The following is a 17,607-nucleotide window of genomic DNA, read 5'->3' on the forward strand; positions in this document are numbered from 1 at the left end:
CCAGCGTTAATAGATATGCCTGGACTGTAGAGTTAATGAGTAAACAAAATAGGGGCCGCCAATGGCAGCCCACATATGATTAGAGATCAGAATGCTCTCCCCCACCTTGCAAAAGCATTTACCCACCCACCCGCGACCTGTTCAAGGACATCCTCAGCCAAGCGCTGTGGTTGATTCCGTTTGGCTTCACTAACATTAACGACAGTTTTCGTTGCAATGATCTCTTTTTTTAAACGAGACATAATTAATCCCTCCATTGATGATGAAAACCAAGAGATAATTTCTTGGGCTTTTCAGTTAAGGAAAGTATTATTACGCGAGTCTTTATTTTTGCTTATGGGAATATATCACATGTATATCTTAATTCTATAATTCAGTGCAATTACGCGTACTCCTACTTTCCTTGCATTAAAGCTATCACTGAATATATCGTGGTGTCAAAGGAGATAACTATTTTTATTGTCGCGATATGGCGAGCTAATATTAATTAAGTGAATTTGTTATGTTAGGTTTTCAATTTAAGTAGTTGGCTATTTCTGTATGGTAAATATAATTTAATCACTTATCATATTTAAATAGGGTGAGATTGATAATTATCGCTACAAAGATAAGCTTCTTGCACAATAAGCGCTATTGCCCGGCAATGACTCTGCCTATATTTCTCACCAGGCCGCAATCTAAGTTGATACTCTCTCAATGAGTAAATGACGTTAGTGCTTTCTTTTACGTAGATTGCAATTATTCCGGCTCCAGCCAGGTGGTTTGGAAATCAAACCAGCCCGCCTGTTGCATCTGAACCAGTAATGTCCGCATGTGGCGCTCGGTGCAGCTGAGTTGATCGGCTAACTGTTGCAGTGTAATGGCCACCGGTTGCACGCCGACCAGATTCAGTAATCGCAGATATTGTTGCTCAAGGCGTCGGCTGGTCATAAAAGAGGATCCAAATTAAGAAAAAGTCAGCAGTTTTTTGCATCACCTTTTTAGCCGATAATTTTTAACACAGCAAGCCTTTGTCGCCCACAGTGCAGAATGCACAAGGCGCAACCTTTTTGACGATGATATTTGAGGTAATAAGATGACTCGCTACCTAAACAAAGATACCCAAGTCTGTATCTCTCTGGCCGCCAGACCCAGCAACTTTGGCACCCGTTTTCATAACTTTTTGTATGATGCGCTCGATCTCGATTACCTCTATAAGGCATTCACCACCACGGATTTGGCTGCGGCCATTGGTGGCGTGCGGGCGCTTGGGTTCCGGGGTTGCGCCATTTCAATGCCATTTAAAGAGGCGGTTATCCCGATGGTGGATGAGATGACCCCATCAGCCGCAGCAATTAATTCGGTCAATACTTTGGTTAATACTGATGGCTATTTGACGGCGTACAACACTGACTATCTCGCCATCGCGCAATTGCTACAGAGCTATCAGGTGCCGACCGATAAAGTTTTTGCGCTACGCGGCAGTGGGGGGATGGCGAAGGCGGTGGCGTTTGCCCTCAAAAATGCCGGTTTTAAGCAGGGCTTTATCATTGCAACCAATGAAAGAACCGGTAAGCAATTAGCTGAGCAGTCGGGCTTCCGCTATCGCCCTGATATGCAGGGGGTTCAGGCCAATATGCTCATCAATGCTACGCCAGTGGGCATGGCAGGGGGCAAAGAGGCAGATACCATAGCTTTCACTGAAAATGAAGTTAACCATGCAGATATCATTTTTGATGTGGTGGCGCTGCCGGCGATTACCCCACTGATCCGTTATGCCAAAACGCAAAGGAAAACGGTGATTACCGGTGCTGAAGTGTTTGCCATTCAGGCGGTTGAGCAATTTGTGCTGTATACCGGCATTCGTCCTGATCCGGCTTTGTTTGAAAAAGCGGCGGCTTATGCCCGCGGCTGATGATTGAGGTTGAAATCAATAGAATTTGTCGCTCATACTACGCATTCCCCATTTTTATCATGATCAAGGAAATGCGTTATGGCCGAAGAAACGATTTTCAGCAAAATTATCCGCCGTGAAATCCCTGCCGACGTGGTTTATCAGGATGAACTGGTGACCGCGTTTCGTGATATCGCCCCACAGGCACCAACCCATATTTTAATTATTCCCAATATTCTTATTCCTACCGTGAATGATGTTACCGCTGAACACGAAGCAACTTTAGGTCGCATGATCACGGTAGCTGCTAAACTTGCAGAGCAAGAGGGCATTGCTGAAGATGGTTATCGCCTGATTATCAATTGCAACCGTCATGCCGGGCAGGTTGTCTACCATATCCACATGCATTTGGTCGGTGGTCGTGATTTGGGTTCGTTGCTGTCGCATAAGTAATTAACTTTATACCCTAAATAAGAGGCAAGCCTATGCGCCGTGTGAAGGCGTTTTTATTACCGGTGATTGCATGTGCGAGTATAGCGACATTGCTGGGGTGCAGCAGTCCGAAAGGGATTGCGGTCAATCAACAGCAAACCGTGGTAATGGATTCGTCGGTACTGACGGCGGGCATTTTGGCTTCTCAACCCGCAATATCAACCTCTGCTGGCAACAATGTTGCGCGCTCAGTCATCTCTAATAGCCAGAATAAGCAGGTAAAAATCAACTATCGCTTTTATTGGTATGATGCGCAGGGCCTGGAAGTCGTGCCACTCGAAGCGCCGCGCACCCTGATGATTTCGCCAGGGGATGAGGTGGAGGTCCAATCAGTGAATAATAATTTTAACGCGCGAAGTGCGCGCCTCTATCTGTTTTTATAACGCGCTCTATCTATTTTTATAATAATTCAGCCGCTATTGGAGTGGGACAATGAAAAGGTATTTATCTGTGGCGCTAGCGGCACTTGTGCTGACGGGGTGTATTACTAAGCCACCTGTTGAGCCAACCACACCACCAGTCACCATTGAGCCGGTCACACCACCTGTCATCGAGACTCCACCGCCGGTCGACACTGTGCCGCAGCCGCCGAAAGTACAGCAATCTATCGACTGGGCCGCCAGTGTAGAACCTTTAGTCGCGCAAATGGTCAACAGCAAAGATGTGGCGAATGGCAGCATTTTGCTACTCGATAGCGTCAAAAATAACACCAATGGCGCATTGCAGATGGCGAAAGCCACAGCCGCACTGCATCAGGTGCTGACATCAAATAAGAAATTTGTTTTGATCTCGCCGCAGCAATTGGCGGTCGCCAGGCAAACTCTGGGCTTATCGGAAGAGGATAGCCTGGGATCGCGCAGCAAAGCGATTGGTTTGGCCCGTTATGTCAGTGCTCAGTATGTGCTGTACAGCGATGTTAGCGGTGATGTGAAATCACCGACCATTGAAATGCAGTTGATGCAGGTGCAAACCGGCGAAATAATCTGGTCAGGTCATGGCCCAGTCCAGCGCTGATCCCACCCTACATGCACTGATTGAAAGCATCAATCCGGCGGTGAAAATCGCCGGTTATCAGATTAGCCCTGTCTCCGGCCTGACCGGTGAAAGCTGGCGAATTACCGCTGCGAACATTGACTGGCTGGCGCGTGAGCAGTCAGCGCAGAAAACGCAATTGGGCGTAGATCGGCGGCGAGAGCGCAAACTGTTACGTCATGTCGCTGGCAGTGATTTATCTCCGGCCATTATTGCCGCAAACCCGCACTGGCTGGTGGTCAACTGGCTCCATGGTGACGTTGTCACTGATTCGCAATTCATTGAATTATCGAATAATGGTCAGTTGGCGCAACTGCTGGCTCGCCTCCATCATTTACCCGCCAGTGGTTATCGCCTGGATTTACGCGCTCAGTTAATCCGCTATGGCAACCTGATTGATCCCGCGCGCCGCACACCGGGTTGGCTGCGGCTTCAACAAGATTTTCTGCGCAGGGCGCAACCGCAACCGATAAAACTGGCTCCCTTGCATATGGATATTCATCCCGGCAATCTCTTAATGACCACCACTGGGCTGAAACTGATTGATTGGGAGTACGCCGCTGATGGTGATATTGCGCTGGATATTGCGGCCCTGTTTCGCGGTAATAACTGGTCGCTGTCGCAGCAGCAGGCTTTTTTGCAGCACTATTGTGGCGGTGAAAATGGTGGTGGTGGAAGTGGCTACCATGATATTGCACCTTTCGCGCGCCAAATACAGCAGTGGCTACCGTGGATTGATTACCTGATGCTGATGTGGTTTGAAGTTCGCTGGCAGCAGACGGGGGATCGCGTATTTCTACAATGGGCCGCGCCGTTGCGTCAGCGATTTAATCTGTCTTTTTGATTTTTACTTTAAAGTTGTGGGGTTATCGTGGGTCCAGTGATGTTAGATGTTGCCAGCTATGAGCTGGATGCAGAAGAGCGTGAGATTTTAAAACACCCGCTGGTGGGTGGCCTGATTTTGTTTAGCCGTAATTATCATGATGCTGAGCAGTTGCGTGAGTTAGTTCGCCAAATCAGGGCGGCCTCCCATGATCGGCTGGTGGTGGCGGTTGATCAAGAGGGCGGTCGGGTGCAGCGTTTCCGTGATGGCTTTACCCGCCTGCCTGCGGCTCAGTCATTTGCCGCCATTAATGATGCCGTCACGGCGGCGCAGTTGGCGCAAGAAGCGGGCTGGCTGATGGCGGCAGAGATGACCTCAATGGATATCGATATCAGCTTCGCGCCGGTGTTGGATATTGGCCATGTCAGCGCCGCTATTGGTGAGCGTTCGTTCCACAGTGATCCGCAGCAAGCCCTGAATATGGCCGAGTGCTTTATCCGAGGGATGCACAGCGCGGGGATGAAAACCACTGGCAAGCACTTCCCCGGCCACGGCGCGGTAACAGCGGACTCTCATAAAGAGACGCCACGTGATAATCGACCACTGGCGGAAATCCGTACCCATGATATGGTTATATTTCGCGAATTGATCGCGCGCGGGTTGCTGGATGCCATCATGCCCGCTCACGTGATTTATACTGAAGCAGATGCGCGCCCGGCAAGTGGCTCGCCTTACTGGCTTCAGCAGATATTGCGCCAAGAGCTAGGTTTCAATGGCATCATTTTCTCCGATGATCTCTCGATGGAGGGGGCGGCGATTATGGGCAGTTACGCCGAGCGCGGGCAGGCATCTTTGGATGCGGGTTGCGATATGATTTTGGTGTGCAATAACCGTCAGGGAGCTGTCAGTGTGCTAGATAACCTGTCCCCGGTCAAAGCAGACCCACTGACGCGATTGTACCATTCTGGGCAGTTTAGCCGTCAGGCGTTGATGGCGTCATCACGCTGGCAGCAGGCAAATAGGGCGTTGACGGCTCTCAGTGAGCGCTGGGATGCACATAAGAGCTTCTAAGTTAAGTCGCGAGGATAAATATGATCGTCTATCTACATGGTTTTGATTCCAACAGCCCCGGTAATCACGAGAAAGTCCTGCAACTGCAATTCATTGATCCGGATGTGCGTTTTATCAGTTACAGCACTTTGCATCCTCGCCATGACATGCAGCATTTACTGAAAGAAGTGGACAAAGCCATCCAGCAGGGTGGCGATGCCAAATCACTGATTTGCGGCGTCGGCTTGGGTGGTTTTTGGGCTGAACGTATCGGTTTTCTGTGTGGCATTCGTCAGGTGGTGTTCAACCCCAATCTCTACCCACAGAATAATATGAGTGGCAAAATTGACCGCCCGGAAGAGTATGTCGATATTGCCAGCAAATGCATCAATAACTTCCGCGAGAAAAATCGCGATCGCTGCCTGGTAGTGCTCTCTCGCCATGATGAAATGCTCGATAGCAAGCTGACGGCCAGTGATTTACACCCCTACTATGAAATTGTCTGGGATGAGAAGCAGAGTCACAAATTTAAGGATCTGTCGCCCCATCTTCAGCGCGTCAAGGCGTTTAAAACGCTGGGGTAGTGTGAGCGATGGGGTAACCTAAAACTCAAGGGTTAATCCCGCTTAATGTTAATGATGGGTTAATTGTAGAGATAATAGCTCGCTATTTCCTGGCTTGAAAAGAGTATCTGAGGTGCTTTTTTCAGGCCATTTTTATGACAAATAACATCAAAATAGCTCTTTCCGTGTTGGCCAATAGCAAGATTCTAAATTGTGACGAAATGCTAACTATTTGAATCCTATTCCAGAAAAAATCCCGCCGCGGCCACTTTAATCAAAAAAAGTTGATATATATCAATTTTGGTATGACCAAATAACCCTGCATGATATTCTGGCTACAGATTATTGATTTAGCATCAGCGAACCCTATGTTATCTAAGGATATTATTCTTTTACCCTTAGCTAACAATTGGTTCACATTTAGGGGGTCATTTTGACAACGCCGAAGAAAAAAATCGTTATTATTGGTGGTGGTGCCGGAGGTCTGGAGCTGGCAACAAGCCTGGGCCATAAGCTAGGCCGCAGTAAAAAAGCCGAAATAGTTTTGGTCGATCGTAACCATAGCCATTTGTGGAAACCGCTGTTGCATGAGGTGGCAACCGGCTCTCTGGATGATGGCGTCGATGCGCTGAGCTATCTGGCTCATGCTCGTAACCACTCTTTTAATTTCCAGTTGGGTTCCTTAACTGACATCAACCGTGAAACCAAAACCCTCAGTCTGGCGGAGATTTGCGACGAACACGGCGATGTGCTGGTGACGCAACGTGAATTAACCTATGACATTTTAGTCATGGCGTTGGGCAGCACCTCGAACGATTTCGGCACGCCGGGGGTGAAAGAGAACTGCATCTTCCTGGATAACCCGCATCAGGCGCACCGTTTCCATAATGAGATGCTCAACCTGTTCCTGAAATACTCCGCGCAACCGGGTGAGAAGGGCAAAGTAAATATTGCCATTGTGGGTGGTGGTGCTACCGGTGTGGAGCTCTCTGCCGAGCTGCATAATGCGGTGAAACAGCTGCACAGTTACGGTTTTGAAGGTTTGGATAACCAGGCGCTGAATGTGACGCTGGTTGAAGCGGGTGAGCGTATTCTGCCGGCCCTGCCGCCGCGCATTTCGGCTGCTGCGCATCAAGAGCTGATTAAGTTGGGTGTCCGTGTATTGACCAAAACTATGGTAACCAGCGCTGACGAAAACGGCCTGAATACCAAAGAGGGTGAGTACATTAACGCCGATCTGATGGTCTGGGCCGCGGGGATTAAAGCGCCGGACTTTATGAAAGATATCGCCGGGCTGGAGACCAACCGCATTAACCAGTTGGTGGTTGAGCCGACACTGCAAACGACCCGTGATCCGAATATCTTTGCCATCGGCGACTGTGCCTCTTGTCCGCAGCCAAATGGCGGTTTTGTGCCGCCGCGCGCGCAGTCAGCACATCAGATGGCCAGCCGTTGTTACAGCAACATTCTGGCACTGCTCAATGACCAGCCGCTGAAGCCGTACATCTACAAAGACCACGGCTCACTGGTTTCACTGTCGAAATTCAGCACCGTTGGCAGCTTGATGGGCAACCTGATGCGTGGCTCCATGATGGTCGAGGGCCGTGTTGCTCGAGTGGTCTACATCTCGCTCTATCGTATGCATCAAGTGGCACTGCATGGTTACACTAAGACAGGCCTTATGATGCTGGTGGGTGGGATTAATCGGGTGATTAGACCGCGCCTTAAGCTCCACTAAACTGCCTTTCCTCCTTGGCATCGCAGCAGGATTAGCTGTAATACCAATGGCTTTTAGGTCTGTTCTGCTCAATAGAAACCGCTGCTATTTTATTATGGTGGCGGTTTTTTTTGATCTTAAGCAACGCACGTAAAGCTAAAAAAATGCGCAGGTAATGTTAAATCATCAGCATAAAATTTCGCATTAACATGGCCTATCAGTCGGATTCCTCCTAAACACATTCATTCACACCTATTATCTGGATGTTTAGTCCATTTGTCTTATTGCTAGGTCTACGCACATTGTGCAGACTTCACCGGTCTACTGAGTTAAGACGGCGAGTCACGCACGCCGTACTCCGGTGATCAGGGTTCAGCCCTCAAAGCCAGACGCCGCCAGATTTTCTGTTTATTACATGGAATTCTGGGGCAGAAGATGCGTGGTAACACTTTCAGGAGGATTTCCTGTGAACAAATCAATGTTAGCAGGTGTGGGTATCGGTATTGCGGCCGCTCTGGGAATTGCCGCTGTCGCGAGTATGAATGTCTTCTCCGGCGCACCGCAATATGCACAAGTTCTTGCCGCAACGCCGATTAAAGAGACTATCAAAACGCCGCGTAAAGAGTGCCGCGATGTGACTGTCACTCACCGTAAACCGGTGCAGGATGAGAACCAAATCGCGGGTTCAGTGTTAGGTGCCGTTGCGGGTGGCGTTCTGGGCCATCAGGTAGGCGGTGGCCGTGGTAAAGATATCGCCACTGTTGCAGGTGCCTTGGCAGGTGGCTATGCCGGTAACCGCGTGCAAAATAACATGCAGGAAAATGATACTTATACGACCACCCAACAACGTTGCCAAACAGTTTACGATAAGTCACAGAAAATGCTGGGATATGACGTAACCTACAAAATTGGCGATCAACAGGGAAAAATTCGTATGGATCGTGATCCAGGTACGCAGATCCCAATCGATAAAAATGGTCAACTGATACTGAACGACCGAGCATAATATAAAATCTGTTGTCCAAGACCTTGTACCAAGAACCCGCGATATAGTGCTAATTCTGATCGCTTAACGTAATTTTTAGCCAATTGATACTCAAAGTTATTGTGGTTGCAGGTAGGCAGCAAATGAACGAATCCCGTTGAGCTTACTCAAGTAAGTGATTCGGGTGAGTGAGTGTAGCTAACCCCCCTGAGGCGCCAAGTACGAAGAGTATAGCAGTTGAGCGAGTGGCATTAGCATTAACGCGGGTCTCTCCTTTCTGAGAGCCCGCGCTAATTAGCCGATTAAGCCACGCAATGCTGAGCAAATGCCGCTAACAATTCGCTGATAAATTTCAGCCGTTGCGTCCGGTCAGTTAAATCCTGCATAAACTTCAGCTTGGTTGGCCCTTCCAGTCGATATATTTTCGGCTGACGTTGCAGCAGCCCAATCAGATAGACCGGATCGACCTTGTTTTTCTCGCTAAATTCGACAAAACCACCGCGTTCATTGCCTTCAATTCGCTTAATCCCCAACTTCTGCGCTTGCTGACGCAATTCAGCGGTTTGTAACAGGTAGCGGGCAGCATCTGGCAGCTTGCCAAAGCGATCGATTAGCTCAACTTTTAACTCATCAAGTTCTGTTTCATTGCGTGCACTGGCGATACGTTTATAGAATGAAAGCCGGACATTCACATCAGGAATGAAATCATCGGGCAGCAGCACCGGCATACGCATCTCAATTTCAGTCTGTTGACTGGTCAAATCTTCCAGTGATGGCTCGCGACCCTCCTTCAGTGCATCAACGGCGTTTTCCAGCAGCTCCATGTAGAGCGAGAAACCAATGGTAGTCAACTGGCCGCTTTGGTCCTCGCCTAACAATTCACCCGCCCCACGAATTTCCAGATCATGGGTTGCCAGCGCGAAGCCAGCACCGAGATCTTCCAATGAGGCGATGGCCTCCAGCCGCTTTTTGGCATCGGTGGTCATGGCTTTTGGGTTTGGCGTCAACAGGTAGGCATAAGCTTGATGATGCGATCGCCCGACCCGGCCGCGCAATTGGTGTAGTTGCGCCAGACCAAAATGATCGGCGCGTTCGATGATAATGGTATTGGCACTAGGAATGTCGATGCCTGTTTCGATAATCGTTGTGCATACCAGTACGTTAAAGCGCTGATGATGGAAGTCATTCATCACCCGCTCTAGATCGCGCTCACGCATCTGACCATGACCAATCGCGATCCGTGCCTCTGGCACTAATTCAGCCAGCCGCTGGGTGGCCTTTTCGATGTTCTCCACGTCGTTATACAGGTAGTAAACCTGCCCACCACGCAGAATTTCACGCAAAATTGCTTCGCGAATCACCAGGCTATCATATTCGCGGACAAAGGTTTTCACCGCCAAACGGCGCGCAGGCGGTGTGGCAATAATCGACAAATCGCGCATACCGCTCATCGCCATATTCAGGGTGCGCGGAATAGGCGTTGCGGTTAGCGTCAGGATATCCACATCCGCGCGCATGGCTTTGATGCGCTCTTTATGGCGCACACCGAAACGGTGCTCTTCATCGACAATCAACAGGCCGAGATCTTGCCAGCGCAGATCACTTTGCAGCAACTTGTGGGTGCCGATAATAATATCGACTTTCCCTTCCGCGGCTTGCTCCTGAATTAGCTGCTGCTCTTTGGCGCTACGAAAGCGAGACATCATCTCAATCCGCACCGGCCAGGTGGCAAAGCGGTCGCGGAAGTTGTCAAAATGCTGCTGGGCGAGCAGGGTGGTCGGCACCAATACCGCGACTTGCTTATTATTAGCCACCGCGAGGAATGCGGCTCGCATCGCCACTTCAGTTTTACCGAAGCCGACGTCACCACACACCAGGCGATCCATCGCCAATGGCTGGCACATATCACTGAGAACGGCGTTGATGGCCTGTTCCTGATCAGGCGTGGTTTCAAACGGGAAACTTTGGCAGAACAGCTGATATTGTTCGCGATCGAGTTTAAATTTGAAGCCCGATTTGGCTGCGCGTTGCGCGTAGATATCCAGCAGTTCAGCGGCAACATCCCGCACTTTTTCTGCGGCCTTCTGCCGTGCTCGGCCCCAGGCTTCGCCGCCCAGTTTATGCAGCGGCGCATTTTCGTCTGCGCCGCCGGAATAGCGGCTAATCAGATGCAAGGATGAGACCGGCACATACAGCTTATCTTCACCAGCGTAGGTCAAAATCAGGTATTCGGCTTTGATGCCACCCGCTTCAAGGGTGGTCAGGCCCAGATAGCGGCCAACACCGTGTTCCAGATGCACCACTGGCTGACCGGGGCGCAGCTCGGCCAGATTGCGGATCAGGGTATCGGTATTGATGGTGCGGCGGTTATCTTGCCGACGGCGGCTCACGCGCTCGCCCAATAAATCGCTTTCACAAATCAGCGCGAGCTGTTTATCTGCATCAAGGAAACCACGTTCGGCTGCACCAATCATCAGATAGTGGCCGGGCGCGCGGGCTTGCGATAGCTCGGTTATCAGAGTCGGGCTGATTTTTATCCGTGCCAGCAGGTCTTGCAGTGTTTCGCGTCGCCCCTCACTCTCTACGGAGAACACAATGCTGCCGCTGAATGCCTCAATAAAGCGGCGCAGATTATCCAATGGCGCTTTTTGCTGCGCTTGCACCGCTAAATCAGGCAGCGCCTGATAGTGCAAGTTGGTATTGGCTGCTTTGGCGGGCAGTTCATCGGTTTTAAACTGGAGTCGTGGCCACTCTTTTAGCTCACTGAACAGCGAGTCGACCCGCAACCAGAGGGTTTCTGGGGCCAGCAATGGGCGCATTGGGTCAATGCGGCGACTCTCAAAACGTTGATTCACATCCAGCCAAAAACGCTCAGCTGAGTTCTCCAGTGAACCGGTGTTTATCAATAGGGTATTTTCAGGTAAATAACTGAAAAGTGAAGGTAATGGCTGGCTGAAGAACAGCGGCTGCCAGTACTCGATCCCGGCGGGCCAGATGCTTTTGCTCACTTGCTGATAGATATGTTCCGCATCACGGCGGACGTCGAACTGCTCACGCCATTGGCTGCGAAATAGCTCAATGGCCGCTTTATCAATGGGGAATTCATGAGCCGGCAGTAAGTTTATCTGCTCAACTTCAGTGAGCGTGCGCTGGGTATCCACATCAAACACCCGCAAACTGTCAATGTCATCGTCAAAGAAATCAATGCGATATGGCTCTTCGCTGCCCATCGGATAGAGATCCAGCAGTGCGCCACGGGTGGCAAACTCACCGTGCTCCATGACCTGATCAACACTGCGGTAGCCTGCTTGCTCTAGTTGGGCGCGCAACTTATCCCGTGACAGGTGCTGGCCTTTTTTCATCACCAGCGCATGACCATGCAGGAACTCATGGGGGCATACCCGTTGCATTAGGGTATTGACTGGGAGAATAATAACGCCACGCGCCATTGCTGGAAGCTGGTATAGGCAAGAGAGGCGGGCCGAAATAATATCCTGATGCGGCGAAAAACTGTCATAAGGCAGTGTTTCCCAGTCGGAGAGGGTATTCACCGGCCATGATGAGAATTGCTGGATCTCATCCCGTAGGCGCAGCGCCGTCTGCATATCGGGGGTAATTAACATTACCGGACCATGATGGCGCTCAATGATTTCCGCACATTCGACCGCGCAAGCAGAGCCGGTCAACTGACCTAACTGACGGGTATCGCCACGTCGTTCAGGTAATGAATAACGATATTGTTGGGACATAAGCAGTTAAACAGTCTCTTTATCAGGACAAATTATCTCGGCGGCTATCCTAGCACGTGAACAGCTATAGCCACAGATGGGTGCTCTTTTTTGGAATAAAAGCCGGAGATTTAGGCGGTTAATGGTTCCATAAAGCGGTAGTACCCTTTATTATCCTCGATCACTTTGCTTTAGCAACAGGATCTAAACAGATTTCATGTATCAACCTGTCGCACTATTTATTGGCCTGCGTTATATGCGCGGCCGTGCATCCGACCGTTTCGGTCGGTTCGTTTCGTGGCTTTCGACCATTGGCATCACGCTGGGTGTGATGGCACTGATTACAGTATTATCTGTGATGAATGGTTTTGAGCGCGGTTTGCAAGATAATATTTTGGGGCTGATGCCACAGGCGCTGATAACCACGCCGCAAGGTTCACTCGACCCGAAGCAGATGCCAGCTTCAGCACTGAAATCACTGACCGGTGTGACCGACATTGTGCCGCTGACCACCGCAGACGTGGTGTTGCAAAGCGCGCGCAATCTCTCCGCAGGGGTGATGTTGGGGGTTGATCCCTCTCAGCATGAGCCATTGGCCAGCTATCTGGTTAATGTGCAGCTGAAAGATTTACAGCCCGGTAGCTACAATATGATCCTCGGCGAGAAGCTCGCAGGGCAGTTAGGGGTTAAACGGGGCGAAACGCTGCGTTTGATGGTGCCGAGTGCCAGCCAGTTCACCCCTATGGGGCGCATTCCTAGCCAGCGGCTATTTAATGTGATCGGGACATTCGCGGCGGACAGCGAAGTCGATGGCTATCAAATGCTGGTTAATCAACAGGATGCATCGCGTCTAATGCGCTATCCGGCGGGTAATATTACCGGCTGGCGCTTATTCCTTTCACAGCCACTATCCGTTGATAGCCTGAGCCAGCAGACCTTGCCGGAAGGCATGGTATGGAAGGATTGGCGTGATCGCAAAGGTGAGTTGTTCCAAGCCGTGCGCATGGAAAAGAATATGATGGGGCTGCTGCTGAGCCTGATTATTGCCGTTGCGGCCTTTAATATCATTACCTCGCTGGGTCTGTTGGTGATGGAAAAGCAGGGCGAGGTGGCTATTTTGCAGACGCAAGGCTTGAGCCGCCGCCAAATCATGCTGATATTTATGGTACAGGGCGCGACCGCTGGCGTGATTGGTGCGTTGCTTGGTGCCGGGTTGGGTATTTTACTTGCCAGCCAATTGAACACCATCATTCCTATTCTCGGTTTACTGATCGATGGCGGCTCATTACCGGTGGAAATTAACCCGCTTCAGGTCACAGTCATTGCCCTGGTGGCGATGGCGATTGCTTTGCTGTCCACGCTTTATCCTTCCTGGCGCGCTGCCGCCGCACAACCTGCCGAGGCTTTACGCTATGAGTAATCATCCTTTATTACAGTGCTTAAACTTGTGCAAACGCTATCAGGAAGGGCAACTGCATACTGACGTTTTGAGTAATGTGTCGTTCACCATTGAGTCTGGTGAGCTGATGGCGATTGTCGGTAGCTCCGGTTCAGGGAAAAGCACCTTGCTGCATCTGTTGGGGGGTTTAGATACCCCGACATCCGGTGAGGTGATTTATCAGGGGCGCTCACTGAATCAGCTCTCCTCCAGCGCGAAAGCAGAATTGCGTAACCGTGAGTTAGGTTTCATCTATCAATTCCACCATTTGTTGCCTGATTTTACGGCATTAGAAAATGTCGCGATGCCCCTGTTAATTGGCGGCGCTAAACCGGCGCAGGCGCAGGATAAGGCCCGTGCCATGTTAGTGGCTGTAGGGCTGGAGAAGCGCAGTAAGCATCGCCCCTCTGAGTTATCCGGTGGTGAGCGGCAGCGGGTGGCGATTGCCCGTTCGCTGGTCAATAACCCTTCGCTAGTTTTAGCCGATGAGCCGACCGGTAATCTTGACCAACGCAATGCGGATAGCATCTTCAATTTGCTGGGTGAATTGAATGTTCGTCAAGGGACGGCATTTTTAGTGGTTACCCACGATTTACAGTTGGCGAAACGGATGAGTCGCCAGCTAGAAATGCGTGATGGTCAGTTACAGCAGCACTTGACGTTGGTGGGGGCTCAGTGATGGGCGCTTTGCCACTTTCGCTCTTAATCGGTTTACGTTTTAGCCGTGGTCGCCGTCGTGGTGGTATGGTGTCGCTAATTTCGGTGATCTCCACTCTGGGTATTGCCTTGGGTGTTGCCGTCTTGATCGTCGGCCTAAGTGCGATGAATGGCTTCGAACGTGAGCTGAAAAACCGTATTTTGGCGGTTGTGCCCCATGGTGAAATTGCGGCGGTTAATCAACCGTTCGCTGACTGGTCACAAAGCTTACAACGCATTGAAAAAGTGCCGGGTATTCTGGCTGCCGCCCCTTATATCAATTTCACCGGGCTGATTGAAAACGCCACGCAACTGCGGGCGGTGCAGGTCAAAGGGGTTGATCCCGAGTCTGAGCAGCGCCTTAGCGCATTGCCCAGTTTTGTTGCTGATCACGCCTGGGATAATTTCAAGGCGGGGCAGCAGCAGATTATCTTAGGCAAGGGTCTGGCGGATGCCCTGGGGGTGAAACAGGGCTCCTGGCTGACGGTGATGATCCCCAATAGCGATCCTGAGATGAAATTGCTGCAACCTAAGCGCATTCGTCTACAAGTGGCGGGTATTTTTCAGCTAAGTGGTCAGTTGGATCACAGTCTGGCACTGGTGCCATTGGCTGATGCACAGCAATATCTTGATATGGGTGATAGTGTTACCGGTATCGCCATCAAGGTAGATGATGTTTATAACGCCAATAAACTGGTGCGCAGCGCCGGTGAGGTGAGTAACGCCTATGTCTATATCAGCAGCTGGATTGGCACCTATGGCTATATGTACCGAGATATCCAGATGATCCGCACTATCATGTACTTAGCTATGGTGCTGGTGATCGGGGTTGCCAGTTTTAATATTGTGTCTACGTTGGTGATGGCGGTTAAAGATAAGAGTAGTGATATCGCCGTATTGCGCACGTTAGGCGCTAAAGATGGCCTGATCCGGGCCATCTTCATCTGGTATGGTTTGCTGGCCGGGTTTATCGGCAGTATTAGCGGTGTGGTGGCGGGGGTGATTATTTCGCTGCAATTAACCACCATTATCCGCGGCTTGGAACAGCTGATCGGGCATCAATTTTTGTCGGGTGATATCTATTTCATCGATTTCTTGCCGTCAGAGCTGCACTGGTTTGACGTGGCCTGCGTGTTGGCAACCGCGCTGATCCTGAGCTTGATTGCCAGTTGGTATCCTGCGCGTCGTGCCAGTCGTATTGATCCTGCGCGGGTATTGAGCGGGCAGTAGTTATTGCCGTGATACTCCCAGCGGCATCTATGTTGGCCGCCGGCTACAACTCGAATTATCTAGGGCATATAAGGATAAGTTTATGTATTACGGCTTTGATATGGGTGGCACCAAAATTGAGTTGGGCGTTTTTGATGCCAACCTACAACGAATCTGGCATAAACGAGTCCCTACGCCACGTGAAGACTATCAACAGTTGCTGCAAACATTACAGAGTTTAACACTGGAAGCAGATGCGCATTGTGGTGTTAAAGGCCGTGTGGGTATTGGTATTCCCGGTTTACCTAATGCAGATGATGGCACTGTTTTCACCGCCAATGTCCCGGCGGCGATGGGCCAATCATTGCAAGGCGACCTGTCAAAATTGATTCAGCGTGAAGTTCGCATTGATAACGATGCCAACTGTTTTGCGCTGTCTGAAGCTTGGGATCCGGAATTTCGTGCCTATCCAACCGTTTTGGGGCTGATCCTTGGCACGGGGGTTGGTGGTGGCCTGATTGTCAACGGCAGCATTGTCAGTGGACGCAACCATATCACCGGTGAATTTGGTCACTTCCGCTTACCGGTGGATGCGCTAGATATCTTGGGCGCAGATATTCCTCGGGTGCCTTGTGGCTGCGGCCATAATGGTTGCATCGAGAATTATATTTCTGGTCGTGGTTTTGAATGGCTGTATCAGCACTTCACTCAGCAATCCTTGCCAGCGACCGAGATTATCGCCAACTATAATGCTGGTGAACCTAAGGCCATGGCTCATATTGAGCGATTTATGGATGTGCTCGCCGTGTGTCTGGGCAACTTATTGACCATGCTGGACCCCCATTTAGTGGTGATTGGCGGCGGATTATCTAATTTCGCGCAGATCTACGAGGAGCTACCAAAACGCTTACCGCAGCACTTATTGCGAGTGGCGCGATTGCCACGTATTGAAAAAGCGCGTTATGGCGATGCGGGTGGTGTTCGTGGGGCTGCATTTCTGAATTTGAATGAGCAATAGTCGTTACTATCAATAATAATACCCAATGTCATTGATGCTACAGGTCGGCAGCATGTTGTTGCCCCTGTAACCCCAAGTGGCAAGGTTATAGAAGAGGCAAAAAGTTATGCGCATTCGCCATCGGCTATGTCGGTTTCGCAAGAATAAGCATTTGCGGCATCAACGTTTTCGCTCCCGCATTTTTCATCGGGACAGTGCTGCCATCTCAGAAATGAAAAAACCCTTGGTGGTGGTACTTACGGGAGCGGGGATCTCGGCTGAATCGGGCATTCGTACTTTCCGTGCCGCTGATGGTTTATGGGAGGAGCATCAGGTTGAGGATGTCGCCACGCCTGAGGGGTATCGTCGGGATCCTGAATTAGTCCAGGCTTTTTATAACGCCCGCCGTCGCCAGTTGCAGCAGCCAGATATTGCACCCAATGCGGCTCACTTCGCACTGGCAGATTTGGAAGCCGTGCTCGGTGATAACTTTGTTCTGGTGACTCAGAATATTGATAATTTGCATGAAAGAGCGGGCAGTAAGCGAGTGATCCATATGCATGGTGAGCTGCTGAAAGTCCGTTGCACGCAGTCAGGTCAAGTGCTGGATTGGCCGGGTGATCTCTCTGCTGATGAGCGCTGCCACTGCTGCCAATTCCCTTCACCGCTGCGGCCGCACATTGTGTGGTTTGGCGAAATGCCGATAGGGATGGATGAGATCTATCAAGCACTGGCTGAAGCTGATTTCTTTATCTCGATTGGCACCTCAGGCCATGTCTATCCTGCTGCCGGTTTTGTGCATGAATCAAGCTTACATGGTGCGCATACCGTCGAGTTGAATCTGGAGCCTAGTCAGGTGGAAAGTCAGTTTGATGAAAAGCACTATGGTCTGGCGAGTAAAGTGGTTCCAGAATATGTGCGCGAGTTTTTAACCACGCGGGGCGAGAATCGTCAGGGCGACTAATGATTTCGGCTAATGCGCTATCTGCTTCATTGGATTGGCA

The 17,607-nt window shown here is 50.5% G+C and carries 16 protein-coding genes and 1 pseudogene; 14 read left to right on the plus strand and 3 right to left on the minus strand.

Annotated elements, in window-relative coordinates; all coding sequences use genetic code 11:
• Positions 1–86: 86 nt before the first annotated feature.
• Together xyeA and AACW11_RS02135 are read right to left on the minus strand one after the other, a co-directional pair.
• Positions 87–257: a XyeA family cyclophane-containing RiPP triceptide gene (xyeA, locus tag AACW11_RS02130; protein WP_339379035.1), complete on the minus strand. Its 171-nt coding sequence runs from the start codon at positions 255–257 to the stop codon at positions 87–89.
• 505 nt (positions 258–762) lie between these two features.
• Positions 763–930, minus strand: a pseudogene (locus tag AACW11_RS02135) (SgrR family transcriptional regulator); the annotation flags it as partial.
• A 145-nt stretch (positions 931–1,075) separates the two neighbouring features.
• On the opposite strand from AACW11_RS02135, the gene AACW11_RS02140 reads away from it, so the two are divergent.
• The 9 genes from AACW11_RS02140 to AACW11_RS02180 all read left to right on the plus strand — a co-directional run bounded on the left by AACW11_RS02140 (position 1,076) and on the right by AACW11_RS02180 (position 8,556).
• Positions 1,076–1,894 carry a shikimate 5-dehydrogenase gene (locus tag AACW11_RS02140; RefSeq protein WP_212585761.1) on the plus strand — a complete coding sequence of 273 codons (819 nt, stop codon included), beginning with the start codon at positions 1,076–1,078 and terminating at the stop codon, positions 1,892–1,894.
• 78 nt (positions 1,895–1,972) lie between these two features.
• Positions 1,973–2,326 (plus strand): purine nucleoside phosphoramidase, encoded by a 354-nt coding sequence (hinT, locus tag AACW11_RS02145; protein ID WP_005273079.1) that lies wholly within the window; start codon positions 1,973–1,975, stop codon positions 2,324–2,326.
• A gap of 32 nt (positions 2,327–2,358) precedes the next feature.
• Entirely contained in the window at positions 2,359–2,748 is a 390-nt protein-coding gene (locus tag AACW11_RS02150; protein WP_212585762.1) for a YcfL family protein, read from the plus strand.
• A 49-nt stretch (positions 2,749–2,797) separates the two neighbouring features.
• Entirely contained in the window at positions 2,798–3,379 is a 582-nt protein-coding gene (gene lpoB / locus AACW11_RS02155; protein WP_212585763.1) for a penicillin-binding protein activator LpoB, read from the plus strand.
• Positions 3,360–4,241: a thiamine kinase gene (gene thiK / locus AACW11_RS02160; RefSeq protein WP_212585764.1), complete on the plus strand. Its 882-nt coding sequence runs from the start codon at positions 3,360–3,362 to the stop codon at positions 4,239–4,241. Before lpoB ends, thiK begins: the two co-directional genes overlap by 20 nt.
• A 27-nt stretch (positions 4,242–4,268) precedes the next feature.
• Entirely contained in the window at positions 4,269–5,291 is a 1,023-nt protein-coding gene (nagZ, locus tag AACW11_RS02165; RefSeq protein WP_212585765.1) for a beta-N-acetylhexosaminidase, read from the plus strand.
• Positions 5,292–5,311: 20 nt separating this feature from the next.
• Positions 5,312–5,854: an alpha/beta hydrolase YcfP gene (ycfP, locus tag AACW11_RS02170; RefSeq protein WP_212585766.1), complete on the plus strand. Its 543-nt coding sequence runs from the start codon at positions 5,312–5,314 to the stop codon at positions 5,852–5,854.
• 412 nt (positions 5,855–6,266) lie between these two features.
• Positions 6,267–7,571 (plus strand): NAD(P)/FAD-dependent oxidoreductase, encoded by a 1,305-nt coding sequence (locus tag AACW11_RS02175; RefSeq protein WP_212585767.1) that lies wholly within the window; start codon positions 6,267–6,269, stop codon positions 7,569–7,571.
• A 445-nt stretch (positions 7,572–8,016) separates the two neighbouring features.
• The gene (locus tag AACW11_RS02180; protein ID WP_005273099.1) at positions 8,017–8,556 is read left to right on the plus strand and encodes a glycine zipper 2TM domain-containing protein; all 540 of its coding nucleotides are present in this window, start codon (positions 8,017–8,019) and stop codon (positions 8,554–8,556) included.
• Positions 8,557–8,837: 281 nt separating this feature from the next.
• Here the strand turns inward: AACW11_RS02180 and mfd are convergent, their stop codons facing one another.
• Positions 8,838–12,284 carry a transcription-repair coupling factor gene (gene mfd, locus AACW11_RS02185; protein WP_212585768.1) on the minus strand — a complete coding sequence of 1,149 codons (3,447 nt, stop codon included), beginning with the start codon at positions 12,282–12,284 and terminating at the stop codon, positions 8,838–8,840.
• A gap of 196 nt (positions 12,285–12,480) precedes the next feature.
• Between mfd and lolC the strand changes: the two genes are divergently transcribed.
• The 5 genes from lolC to cobB all read left to right on the plus strand — a co-directional run bounded on the left by lolC (position 12,481) and on the right by cobB (position 17,567).
• Positions 12,481–13,683 (plus strand): lipoprotein-releasing ABC transporter permease subunit LolC, encoded by a 1,203-nt coding sequence (gene lolC / locus AACW11_RS02190; RefSeq protein WP_005273108.1) that lies wholly within the window; start codon positions 12,481–12,483, stop codon positions 13,681–13,683.
• Positions 13,676–14,380, plus strand: a complete 705-nt coding sequence (lolD, locus tag AACW11_RS02195) for a lipoprotein-releasing ABC transporter ATP-binding protein LolD (RefSeq protein ID WP_032897398.1) — start codon at positions 13,676–13,678, stop codon at positions 14,378–14,380. The genes lolC and lolD overlap by 8 nt, the downstream gene beginning before the upstream one ends.
• The gene (gene lolE / locus AACW11_RS02200) at positions 14,380–15,627 is read left to right on the plus strand and encodes a lipoprotein-releasing ABC transporter permease subunit LolE (RefSeq protein ID WP_212585769.1); all 1,248 of its coding nucleotides are present in this window, start codon (positions 14,380–14,382) and stop codon (positions 15,625–15,627) included. Before lolD ends, lolE begins: the two co-directional genes overlap by 1 nt.
• Positions 15,628–15,709: 82 nt before the next feature.
• A complete protein-coding gene (nagK, locus tag AACW11_RS02205) occupies positions 15,710–16,624 on the plus strand; it encodes an N-acetylglucosamine kinase (protein ID WP_212585770.1) in 915 nt (304 codons plus the stop codon).
• A 106-nt stretch (positions 16,625–16,730) separates the two neighbouring features.
• Positions 16,731–17,567, plus strand: a complete 837-nt coding sequence (gene cobB, locus AACW11_RS02210; protein WP_212585771.1) for a Sir2 family NAD+-dependent deacetylase — start codon at positions 16,731–16,733, stop codon at positions 17,565–17,567.
• Positions 17,568–17,607: the final 40 nt, after the last annotated feature.

This window comes from Yersinia sp. Marseille-Q3913, from assembly GCF_963892745.1.
Classification (GTDB): Bacteria; Pseudomonadota; Gammaproteobacteria; order Enterobacterales; family Enterobacteriaceae; genus Yersinia; species Yersinia bercovieri.

Excerpts from the sequence above, each read along its gene's own strand:
- xyeA (WP_339379035.1), bottom strand. The coding sequence starts at position 257 with ATGGAGGGATTAATTATGTCTCGTTTAAAAAAAGAGATCATTGCAACG.
- AACW11_RS02140 (WP_212585761.1), top strand. The coding sequence starts at position 1,076 with ATGACTCGCTACCTAAACAAAGATACCCAAGTCTGTATCTCTCTGGCC.
- hinT (WP_005273079.1), top strand. The coding sequence starts at position 1,973 with ATGGCCGAAGAAACGATTTTCAGCAAAATTATCCGCCGTGAAATCCCT.
- AACW11_RS02150 (WP_212585762.1), top strand. The coding sequence starts at position 2,359 with ATGCGCCGTGTGAAGGCGTTTTTATTACCGGTGATTGCATGTGCGAGT.
- lpoB (WP_212585763.1), top strand. The coding sequence starts at position 2,798 with ATGAAAAGGTATTTATCTGTGGCGCTAGCGGCACTTGTGCTGACGGGG.
- thiK (WP_212585764.1), top strand. The coding sequence starts at position 3,360 with ATGGCCCAGTCCAGCGCTGATCCCACCCTACATGCACTGATTGAAAGC.
- ycfP (WP_212585766.1), top strand. The coding sequence starts at position 5,312 with ATGATCGTCTATCTACATGGTTTTGATTCCAACAGCCCCGGTAATCAC.
- mfd (WP_212585768.1), bottom strand. The coding sequence starts at position 12,284 with ATGTCCCAACAATATCGTTATTCATTACCTGAACGACGTGGCGATACC.
- lolC (WP_005273108.1), top strand. The coding sequence starts at position 12,481 with ATGTATCAACCTGTCGCACTATTTATTGGCCTGCGTTATATGCGCGGC.
- lolD (WP_032897398.1), top strand. The coding sequence starts at position 13,676 with ATGAGTAATCATCCTTTATTACAGTGCTTAAACTTGTGCAAACGCTAT.
- lolE (WP_212585769.1), top strand. The coding sequence starts at position 14,380 with ATGGGCGCTTTGCCACTTTCGCTCTTAATCGGTTTACGTTTTAGCCGT.
- nagK (WP_212585770.1), top strand. The coding sequence starts at position 15,710 with ATGTATTACGGCTTTGATATGGGTGGCACCAAAATTGAGTTGGGCGTT.
- cobB (WP_212585771.1), top strand. The coding sequence starts at position 16,731 with ATGCGCATTCGCCATCGGCTATGTCGGTTTCGCAAGAATAAGCATTTG.